This window comes from Prescottella defluvii, assembly GCF_000738775.1.
GTDB lineage: Bacteria > Actinomycetota > Actinomycetes > Mycobacteriales > Mycobacteriaceae > Prescottella > Prescottella defluvii.
This window is the reverse complement of record NZ_JPOC01000008.1, coordinates 19,854-30,639: the sequence shown is the minus strand read 5'-3', so window position 1 is coordinate 30,639 and position 10,786 is coordinate 19,854. Positions and strand designations below refer to the sequence as shown.

Sequence of the window (10,786 nt, the reverse complement as noted above, 5' to 3'; positions counted from 1 at the left end):
CGACGACGGCTGGCCGTAGGCTGGGTAGGTGAGTTCACCCGAGTTCCCAGACACCACCGAATCGGACGATACCGACGCGGACGTGCCGACTCTGCGCGATCCGGTGTTGATCGCCGCGTTCGAAGGCTGGAACGACGCCGGCGACGCCGCGAGCGGCGCCGTCGAGCATCTCGAGCTCACCTGGGAGGCCAAGCCACTCGCCGAACTCGACTCCGAGGACTACTACGACTACCAGGTCAACCGTCCCACCATCCGGCAGGTCGACGGGGTCACCCGCGAGATCTTGTGGCCCACCACCCAGCTGTCGTTGTGTTCCCCGCCGAGCAGCGACCGGGACGTGGTGCTGCTGCGTGGGATCGAACCGAACATGCGTTGGCGCAGCTTCTGCGACGAGTTGCTCGAGTTCATCGACGAGCTCGGGGTGCACACCGTCGTGATCCTGGGCGCCCTGCTCGCCGACACTCCGCACAGCCGGCCGGTCCCGGTGACGGGCACCGCGCACAGCGTGGAGGCCGCCGAACACTTCAACCTGGAGCAGACCCGATACGAGGGGCCGACCGGCATCGCCGGGGTCCTGCACGACGCGTGCGTCAAGGCCGGTGTCCCGGCGGTGTCCTTCTGGGCCGCGGTCCCCCACTACGTGTCCCAACCGCCCAACCCCAAGGCCACCATCGCGCTGCTGCAGCGCGTCGAGGACGTCCTCGACATCGAGGTCCCGCTCGGCGATCTGCCGAACCAGGCCGAGGACTGGGAGGAGTCGGTGTCCGAGATGACCCGCGACGACGAGGAGATCGCCGAGTACGTGCGCACCCTCGAGGAGCGCGGCGACGCGGAGACCAACATCTCCGACGCGATCTCGAAGATCGACGGCGACGCGCTGGCCGCGGAGTTCGAGAAGTACCTGCGTCGTCGCGGCCCCGGCCGCTTCGGGGCGTGACCGGGGAGGCCACCCCGGGATTGCGCACACGGCTTCAGCTCTCCGCGCTGTACGCCGGCGGATTCCTGGGGCCGTTCGGCGGCGGTGTGGTCACGTCGATGCTCCCCGAGATCGGCGACGACCTCGGCGTGGACGCCTCCGCCGCGGCGACGTCACTCACGGCCTATCTGCTGCCGTTCGCCCTGGTCATGCTGGTCTCGGGCACTCTCGGCGCACGATGGGGCCGGATGCGTACCGTCCGGATCGCGTACGGGGTCTATCTCGCGGCGTCGGTTGCGTGCTTCGCGGCGCCCACCCTGGAGTTGTTCCTCGGCGCCCGGGTTCTGCAGGGCTGCGCCAACGCGTTCACCACTCCCCTGCTGCTGGCGACACTGGCCGCGATGACACCGCAGAACCGGCTCGGCCGGGCCCTCGGCGCGTTCGGCGCGCTGCAGGCCGCCGGCCAGACCACCGCACCGCTGATCGGCGGCCTCGCCGCGGAGGCGAACTGGCGTCTCGCCTTCCTCGCGATCGCGGTGGTGGCGGGACTGCTCGGTGCACTCGGCCTGCCCGACGCCGCCCGCAACCTCCCCGCCGATACCGGCGCCCGCCTCCGGGACGCGCTGCGCCCGGAGGTGCTGCGCGTCGGTGTCGTCGCACTCCTCGGGTGGGGCGCGCTCGGCGGCCTGGGATTCCTGCTCGCCTTCCGCGCCGAGGACGTGTTCGGTATGAGCCCGGCCGTCCGCGGACTGTTGCTGACCGGATTCGGCGTCGCCGGCATCCTCACGGCGCGACCCGTCGGACTGCTGATCGACCGGATCGGGGCGCGACGGACCGTCGTCGTCGGTGCGCTCACCGGCGCCGCCCTGGTCGCCGTCGCGGGCACCGTGGGCCTCGCGGCCGTCGCCGCCGTCGCCTGGTTCTTCGCCGGCATCTCGTCGCAGTTCCTGCTGGTCGGTGTCAACGCCGCGGTCCTCGGCTCGCAGGGCGGCAACCGCGGCGGCGCGGTCTCGGTGGTGCAGTCACTGCGATTCTCGGGCGCGGCACTCGCTCCGCTCGCCCTCACGCCCCTGTACGCGGTCCATCCGAGTGCGAGTTTCCTGCTCCCCGCACTGCTGTTGGCAGTCCTGCCGCCGCTCCTGACGCCCCGCACGCCGCGGCCCGACTGATCGCGACTGATCCCGACTGATCCGACCCCCTCTCCACCCCCCCTGCCCTCCTGAGCGATAAGTGCGCAAAACGCGAGGGGCGGGCGAAACCCCGAAACTTCGGGATTTCCTACGGTTCCGTCACGCACCGACTTCCGCGCGACACGCACCCGCCGATTCGGCTTTTCTTCCGGTTCCGTTGGGCACAGAGTGACTACTGTTGCGGATGTGACCCTGACGGACGTTGCACCCAACCCGCGGCCCGAACGCAGCATCGACATCTACCGGCGCGCCCTGTCGTGGCTGGAGGCGCAACTGCCCCACGGCTGGACCGTGTCGTCGGACCGCCCCCGCTCCCCCGCCGCACCGAATCGTCTGCTCGTCACCGCGCCGGACGGCGAATCCGTGTCCTACGCGATCACCGCATCCAAGGGCGTCCTCAGCGGCGACGTCGCCCGGATCGCCGCCGAGCTCTCCGGCAGCGACCGCGGATTCGTCTGCGCGCACTACCTGTCCGAGCCGGTACGCCGGCAACTCGACGGACACGGCCTGTCGTACGCGGACGCCACCGGGAACCTGAGCGTGGTCGCGGACCGGCCGGCGATCTGGGTCCGGAACCGCGGCGCCGACAACGATCCGTGGCGCGGCCCCGGCCGCCCGTCCGGGGTCCTCACCGGCGAGCCGTCCGAGCGGATCGTGCGGGCGCTGGCCGATCACGTCGGGGACATCTCGGTGCCCGCGCTGATCAAGCTGTCGGGGGCGTCGACGGGGGCGGCCTACCGCGTGGTCGAGGTCCTGTTCGAGCGGGAACTGCTGACGCGCCTGCCCCGCGGCCCCATCACCGACGTCCGCTGGACGCACATGCTCCGCGCGTGGGCCGCGGACCGTAAACCGTGTGCCACCCGCAGTTTCGCGGCCCCGAACGGACTGGACGAACTGCGGACACGGCTCGCGGCGGGCAACGGCGACCCGGCGTATGCGGTGACCGGGATCGGCGCGACCGACTACGCGGCGGCCTCGGTGCTCGAGCTCTACGCCGACGATGTCGATGCCTTCGCAGCCGCACTGGACCTGCGTCCGGTCACCGGCGGGGCCGACGTCGTGGTCGCGACACCGTGGTCGGCAGCGGTTTTCGAGCGGATGCAGTACCGCGACGGGCTGCGCTGCGTCGCACCGAGCCAGGCGTACGCCGATCTGGTGGCCGGCCCGTTCCGGCATCCCGACGCCGCCGAGTACCAGTTGGCGGCGCTCGGCGCGGACGAATCCTGGCGCCGGCCGGTCGGCCGCGGCCGGTGACCGGGTGGCGTGTTCACTCGCCGTTCGAACGACGCCCTAGGCTGTCACGGTGAGCGATTCAGGTGACCCTCGCACGTCCCCGGGCGGCGACGTCGCCGTACGCGAGGAGCGGCTGCGGCTGTTCTCCTTCACGACCGCCGAGAAACGCGCCGAATATCTATGGGTGCTACGGGCGTTCGACCACGCGCGCGCCAACTATGTCGTCCTGCTGCACGCCGGCGAGGTCGCGGAGATCCTGGGCCGGATCTCCGGGGACGACCCTGCAGCGGCACTGACGTCCACCGAGATCACTCCCCTGCTGGAGCAATTGCACACGTGGGCGGTGCTCGAACGCAGCTACGACGGCAGCCGCGCCGCGACCCTCGCGGAGTATCGGAACCGGCACTTCGTGTACCAGTTCAGTCAGGCCGGCTATCTGGCGTTCCGGGCCGTCGAGGATCTGCTCGGCGCACGCCTCGAGGACGCGACGCTGTCTCGGCTGGCACTGCCGGACCTGCTCGCCGACCTCGAGGAACTCGCGGAGGCCAACCGCCGCGGCGACGGGGACCTCATCTACCGCAAGCTCGCCCGCCTGGACTCCACCCTCACCGACATGGCGGCGCGGGCGGCCCAGTTCTACCTCATGCTCGGTGATCTGGTGCGTACCACCGAGATCACGCCCGAGGCGTTCCTGTCCCACAAGGACGCCCTGCTCAGCCACATGCGCGAGTTCAGCTCCGATCTGGCCCGCTACGCGCCGAAGCTGCGCGCCGCCATCGAGGCGGTCGAGGCCACCGGCGTCTCCTCCCTGATCGCACGGGCCGCCACCAGCGACGATCGCCTCTTCCTCTCTCAGGAGGAGCGCGAATCCGATTGGCGTGCACGCTGGTCCGGCCTGGCCCAGTGGTTCGTCGGGGTGTCGGGTCCCAGCGAGTCCGACCGGCTGCGGGAGGGGACGATGAGCGCGATCGCCGCGGTGCTGTCGCTGTTGCGCCGCGTCACCGAGACCCGGCGGGGCGGCGTGAGCCGCGAGAGTCAGCTGCGGCACCTGGCCGGCTGGTTCGCGGCCACTCCCGACGAGGATTCGGCGCACGCCCTGTTCCAGCTCGTCTTCGACCTTGGACGCCCCCGCCATCTGTCGATGGTGCATCCGGACGCCGACATCATCCCCGACACGCGGTCGTGGTGGGATGCGACGCCCGTCGAGATCTCGCGCACGCTCGCCGAGACCGGCCGGGCCGCGCAGCCGGGCATGCCGTCGCGGATGCAGCGCAACGAGGGCAGTATCCGCCGACTCCGGGCGGAACAGTTGGCGGCCCAGCGTGCCCGGGCGGTCGCGGCGTCGTCGCTGGCCGCGTCCGGCGCCTACGACCGGGTCCTCGACGCCGACGAGACCGACGTCCTGCTGAGCCTGCTCAATGCCGCGCTCACCGCGCGGGTGCCGGTCAGTGGCACGGTGCCCAGTTCGACGGGTTCGGAGAACGGTGTCCGACTCACGCTGCGCCCGCACGGGGAGACGACGGTGGTGCAGACCGTCCGCGGCCGACTGCATCTCGACGGACTGCAGGTGAGTGTGCAGTGAGGTCTCGTTCCGTCTCGCCGCTGGATCTCGACTCGTACCAGCGGGCCGCCCGGGTGATCCTGTCGAACCATCTCGTGACCCAGACCTATCCCGATCGGCTCGCGCTGCCGCTGCTGCGGCGGTGGGCCACCGAGCTCCGGGACGACCTGCTGGAGCTGTTCGGGTACCGGCTCGAGGTCACCGAGACCACCGCCCGGCTGTTCACCGTGGCCGACCGGCTCGAGCCGGGCATCCCCGCGCGCACCGCGAACGACCGGACCTTCGACCGGCACCGCTACGCCTACCTCGCGTTGGCGCTCGCCGCGCTCGGCCGGGCCGGCAACCAGATCACCCTGTCCGAGTTGGCCGATCACGTCGCCTCCGACGCCGCGCAGGTCCCCGGTGTGGCGCTGGCGACCGACCGGGCCGCCGACCGCGACGCGTTCGTCGACGCCGTCGGCTGGCTCGCGGCCCGCGGTGCGATCGTCCTCGCGGACGGCGACGCGGGCGGTTGGGCGTCCAATCCCGATGCGGGGGAAGCGCTCTACGACATCGACCGGTCGGTCGTGGTCGCATTGTTCCGCCCGCCCCGCGCACTCCAGCACCTCACCTCGGTGCGGACACTGCTCTCGGGTGTCGAGGGTCCGCACGACGACGACCTGATCGGCCTGCGGTCCGGGGATGCCCGCGAGGTCGCCCGGCGGATGCGACGGGCCCTCGTGGAACGGCCGGTGGTGTACGCGGACGAGCTGTCCGACGACGAGCGCCTGCAGCTCGCGCTGCCCCGCACCGCCGCCGACGTCGAGGATTTGACCGGGCTCGTCGCCGAGCGCCGGGCCGAGGGGATCGCGCTGATCGACCCGTCCGGCCGCATGTCCGACATCCGGTTCCCCAGCACCGGCACCGTGTCCCAGGTCGCGCTGCTCCTCGCCGGCGAGATGGCCGACCGGGTCCTCGATCTCGACGCGCCGGACCTCCCCCGGCTCCCGCTGCCGGCGTCGAATCAACGTGAGTTGATCGCCCGGCTCGACGGGGCCATTCCGAGCGCGGGGATCTTCTCCGAACTCGCCGAGCACGTCGAGTTCGACGACGGCGCCACCACCACCGGCGATGCCGACAGCACCGACGAGGATCGGCCCGAGCCGGCGGTGTACTCGATGCTCGACGACGCCTGGATCGCGGCCGCGGTCGACGAACTGGTGCTGCGCTTCGGTCGCACGTTCGCGGCGCAGTGGCAGGCCGATCGGGAGGGATTGAAGCGCAACGCGATCGGGCTGCTCGAACGCCTGCAGTTGATCCGGCCGGTCGACGGCGGGTTCCTGGTGATGCCGCCCATCGCCCGGTTCCGTGGTGTCGTGGTCACCATCCGGGAGCGCACCGCGCAGTCCGAACTGTTCGACGGGCCTGTTCCCGACGATCCGCCGAGCACCGACCAGCACCACCCGGACGAGCTCCCCTCCGTAGAGAAGTAGAGGCACCTTCGCATGGCACACGCGCGCTTCAAGCCGACCCGCGCCGGGATCGTCAACCTGTGGGACTACCGCGACCAGGAGTTCTCCTTCGCGGACGGGCGTCTCGTACTGCGCGGGCCCAACGGTTCGGGCAAGACCAAGGCGCTCGAGGTGCTGTTCCCGTTCGTCTTCGACGGCCGCATCGAGCCGCGCCGCCTGAACCCGTTCGCGGGTGAGGAACGCACGATGAAGTCGAACCTGCTCTACCGGGGCCAGGATTCGGCGCACTCGTACGTGTGGATGGAGTTCGCGCGCGGTCCGCAGGACGACCCGGAGGCCGTCACCGTCGGGATCGGGATGCGCGCGAGCCGCCAGAACGACAAGGTCACCCGCTGGTACTTCGTCGCGGAAGGCCGCGTCGGCGTCGACTTCTCACTGCTCGGCAGCGACGACCGGCCCCTCACCAAGAAGCAGCTCGCCGAACAGCTCGGTGGTGACGCGATCACCGATCGTCCCGTCGACTACCGCGCCGCGATCGATGCGCGCCTGTTCGGGCTGGGCACCGAACGCTACGACCAGCTCATCAACCTGATCCTCACCCTGCGCCGCCCGCAGCTCGCGAAGAACCTGGACCCGAAGGGGTTGTCGCAGGCACTCACCGACGGCCTGCGCCCACTCGACGAGCAGTTGGTGCTCGAGGCGGCCCGCTCCTTCAGCGACATGGAGGAGGTCAGCCGCGCGCTCGAGGGGCTCGCCGCCGCCGATCAGGCAGCGCAGAGCTTCGTGACGGTGTACTCGAAGTATCTCGGCCAGCAGGCCCGCACCGATGTCGAGCAGGTCGCGCGGCGCATCGAGTCGGTGGAGCGGGCGAAGACCGTACTGGACGAGGCCGTGGTGCTGCAGACGTCCCGGCAGGAGGAGCGACTGCTTGCCGAGGACCGGTTCACCGCCGCCGAACGGGCGCTCGAGCAGAGCCGCGCCGACCTCGAGACGCTGCAGCGTTCCGGGGCCTACGAGGGCAAGCAGCAACTCGACGACCTCGCCGCCGCCGTGGCACAACTGAAGCTGTCCACCGAGCAGCAGGCGGACAAGGCTCGCCGGGCGCAGGCGACGCTCGAACAGCGCACCGACGAGGCCGGTCGGGCCTCCGATTCGGTGAAGCGGGCGACCACCGAACTGGTGCGGGCCGAGGAGCAGTTGGCCGAGGCCGCCGAACAGGCCAGCATCGTCTGGAGCCCACTGCCCGACGGGGTGCGCTCGGACCAGATCACCACCGCGGTCCGCGGGCACGCCGAGGAGCGCGACGGCGACGTCCGCGCGGTCCGGGGTGCGCTCGCCACCGTCGAGAAGGCCGGCACCGAGCGGACGCGGGCCGACCGCGCCGCCGACAAGGGTCGCGAACTGCTCGAGGCCGCGCAGGCGGCGGTCGCCGAGGCCGAGGCCTCGGTCGCGTTGGCGCGCGCCGATTGTGCTGCCACGCTGCGGGCGTGGTGGACCGAGCACTCGGCGGGGTACGCCTCGATCGGGGTGACCGCCGATCTGTTCTCCGCGCTGGACATCGCGCTGTCGCTGGCCGGTGACGACGACTCCCCCAGCCTCACGACGGTGCTGCACGAGCAGACGCACACCGCGCTCGACGAGCAGCGGGCGCGGCGGCGCCATGCCGTGGCCGAGCAGTCCGCGGCCACCGAACGGATCGCCGCACTGCGCGCCGACCACGATCGCGTCGCGGCCGAGAAGGACGATGCTCCGGCCGGGTTCGCGTTCCGCACCGGCGATCGGAGCGAGCTGTCCGGCGCTCCGCTGTGGCGGTTGGTGCGGTTCGTCGACGGCGTCGAACCCGCGGTGGCCGCGGGCGTCGAGTCGGCGCTGGCCGCCGCGAATCTGCTCGACGGCTGGGTCTCAGCCGGTGACGGTACGCACCCGGACGTCGAGTCGGAGCAGTTCCTGACGCCGCTGCCCGGGGCGCTGCGCCCGCAGGGGCCGACCCTCGCCGACGTCCTCGAGGTGGAGCCCGACGCCGGGGTCCCGGAGTCGGTGGTGCAGGCGCTCATCGAGTCCATCGCGCTCGACACCGCGGGCGCCGCCGGCACCGGCACCGTCGGTGTCGGGGTGGACGGCCGGTTCTGGCAGGGCGTGCAACGCGGCCGCCACGTCAAGGCGGACGCCGAGTACATCGGCGCGACAGCCCGGAAGCGGCGGCGCGCACAGCGCATGGAGGAGATCGCCCGGGAGATCGCAGAGGCCGAGGCGCGGCGGGATACCGCCCACGCCGAGGAGTCCGCGACGACCGCACTCCTCGGCCGGGTCGCGGCAGCCGGGAAGTCGCTGCCGCGCACATCGGGCGTTCTCGCCGCGATCAAGAAGCTCACCGAGGCCGCCGGCGCGCTGCGCAGCCGGTCCGAGTCGACCGCGAGTTCCGGTGAGGAACTCGATCACGCGATCGCCGACCACACCGTCAAGGAGAAGCAGCTCCGCGCGGTCGCCGTCGCGCATCGACTGTCGCATCAGGCCCGCGACATCGACGCGGTGGCGGCGTCGATCCGGCACTTCGAGAGCCGGGGCGAGCAGTTGCTCCGCTGCCGGCGGGAGCAGGAGAAGGAACTCGAGCTCCACCGGGAGTCCGTGAACCGGCTCGAGGAGGCCCGCAGTAATACGGAGGAGTTCGTCGAGGAGGCGGCGGTCGCGGAGGAGAACTACGCGCAGCAGATCTCCCGGCTCGAGACCCTGCGGGAGGCCCTGGGCGCGAGCGCGGAGCAGATCGACGCGGATCTCGAGCAGGTCCGCGCCCGGATCGAGGTCTGCAAGACCGAGCAGCGGTCCGCGCGCAAGGCCTACGATGCGGCCGTCGAACAGATCGGCAAGGCCGAGGGCGCCCACAGCGCCGCGATCGGGGCGCTGCGCAGCGCACTGACCGAGACCCGGACCGACGTCGACCGTCTGGCGCCCTACGCGCGCCGCGACCTGCTCGATCTTCTCGGCGTCGAGGGCGCCCACTCGTGGCCGCAGAGCAGCGCGGCGTGGCTCACGCCCGACCAGCTGGTCTACCGGATCGCGACGGAGGGCGACGTGGACTCGCCGATCCTGCCGCCCGAGGTGGACGCGCTCTACCACGCGATGGTCACGGCCACGGCGTCGGTGAAGACCAGTGAGAACGCCAAGAAGGCGACCCGCTCGGCGCTCACCGCGGCGCTGCAGGACTTCGACGCCCAGCTCGCCGCGGCCGGCCAGGACTACCGCCTGCAGTGGGACGCGCCGGACGGCCTGACGGTGGTGCGGGTCCAGGACGACCAGGGCTACGCGTCGATCGGCGAGTTCGCGACCCGGATCGCCGCGGCCCGACAGGACCAGGAGGTGCTGCTCACCGACTCCGAGCGGCGCATCCTCGAGGACGCACTGCTCACCGGGTTGGCGCAGCAGATCCACGAGCGCACCGCCGACGCCCGCGATCTGATCGCCCAGATGGGCGCGGAGATGCGCGAGCGGCGCATGTCGTCGGGCAGCACGATCGGCGTGCACTGGATCCTCGCCGACAATCTCGACGACAGCTCACGCGCTGTGTCCAAGCTCCTCGATCGGGCCCCGTCGGCCCTGAGCGCCGACGAACTGGCCACCGTGCGCGCACACTTCGCGGCCCAGGTGCGGATCGCGCGCGCCGCTCATCCCGAGCGCTCGTACCCGGAGATCCTCGCCGCCGCGCTCGACTACCGACGGTGGCGGGTGTTCTCCTTCACACTGATCGGCGGCGACGGCAGCGAGGATCGTCTCACCGTCGCCCGGCACAGCGCGCTCTCGGGCGGCGAGCAGTCCGTGTCGCTGCACCTGCCGCTGTTCGCGGCGGCGCACGTGATGTTGTCGTCCGCCGATCCGCACTCACCGCGACTGCTCGGCCTGGACGAGGCGTTCGCCGGCGTCGACGACAACGGTCGCAGCGAGCTGTTGGGGCTCAGCGTCCAGTTCGATCTGGACCTGTTCATGACCGGTTACGACCTGTGGATCACGTACGGCGGCGTGCCCGGGTGCGCGCACTACGATCTGGCGCATTCCACCGCCGAGCAGAGCGTCAGCGCCGCACTGCTGGTGTGGTCGGGCGGCGAGTTGCTCGCCGAGCACGACGGCAGTGATCTGGCCCGCGCGCTGGGGTCGCCGATGCGCCGTCGGGTTCCGGTCACCGCCGAGGGCGGCCTCGAGTTCGCCGAGGTCTAGTCGGGCGAAAACGGCTCACCGGGCGGGGCGACGACCAACTCCGACCGGTGACCGGCCACCCCCGAATCGGTCCTTTACCAGCGAATTATCGGCATGTCCCGCAGCGACACGCCGGTCTTTTTGTGACCTGTGTCACAAATTAGCCCCGGAGTGACCCTCGCCTCCATGACTTGAACATTCCGTGTAACGGCCTGTTATCTGGTTGTGACATTGCCGTGACCACCGAGTG

6 protein-coding genes are annotated in these 10,786 nt (G+C 71.2%); all 6 read left to right on the top strand.

The window, feature by feature from the left end:
- Positions 1-28 precede the first annotated feature (28 nt).
- The 6 genes from IJ15_RS0103190 (at position 29) to IJ15_RS0103165 (ending at position 10,557) form a co-directional block, all read left to right on the top strand.
- Entirely contained in the window at positions 29-937 is a 909-nt protein-coding gene (locus IJ15_RS0103190; RefSeq protein WP_031936901.1) for a PAC2 family protein, read from the top strand.
- Between the two features lie 20 nt (positions 938-957).
- Positions 958-2,085, top strand: a complete 1,128-nt coding sequence (locus IJ15_RS0103185; protein WP_407983989.1) for an MFS transporter — start codon at positions 958-960, stop codon at positions 2,083-2,085.
- A 207-nt stretch (positions 2,086-2,292) separates the two neighbouring features.
- Complete coding sequence (locus IJ15_RS0103180; RefSeq protein WP_031936899.1) at positions 2,293-3,360, top strand: hypothetical protein; 1,068 nt, start codon at positions 2,293-2,295, stop codon at positions 3,358-3,360.
- Between the two features lie 112 nt (positions 3,361-3,472).
- Entirely contained in the window at positions 3,473-4,921 is a 1,449-nt protein-coding gene (locus tag IJ15_RS0103175; RefSeq protein ID WP_031936898.1) for a TIGR02677 family protein, read from the top strand.
- Entirely contained in the window at positions 4,918-6,372 is a 1,455-nt protein-coding gene (locus IJ15_RS0103170) for a TIGR02678 family protein (RefSeq protein WP_051918466.1), read from the top strand. The genes IJ15_RS0103175 and IJ15_RS0103170 overlap by 4 nt, the downstream gene beginning before the upstream one ends.
- 12 nt (positions 6,373-6,384) lie before the next feature.
- Complete coding sequence (locus IJ15_RS0103165) at positions 6,385-10,557, top strand: TIGR02680 family protein (protein ID WP_031936896.1); 4,173 nt, start codon at positions 6,385-6,387, stop codon at positions 10,555-10,557.
- The last annotated feature ends 229 nt before the right edge of the window (positions 10,558-10,786 follow it).

Excerpts from the sequence above, each read along its gene's own strand:
- IJ15_RS0103165 (WP_031936896.1), top strand. The coding sequence starts at position 6,385 with ATGGCACACGCGCGCTTCAAGCCGACCCGCGCCGGGATCGTCAACCTG.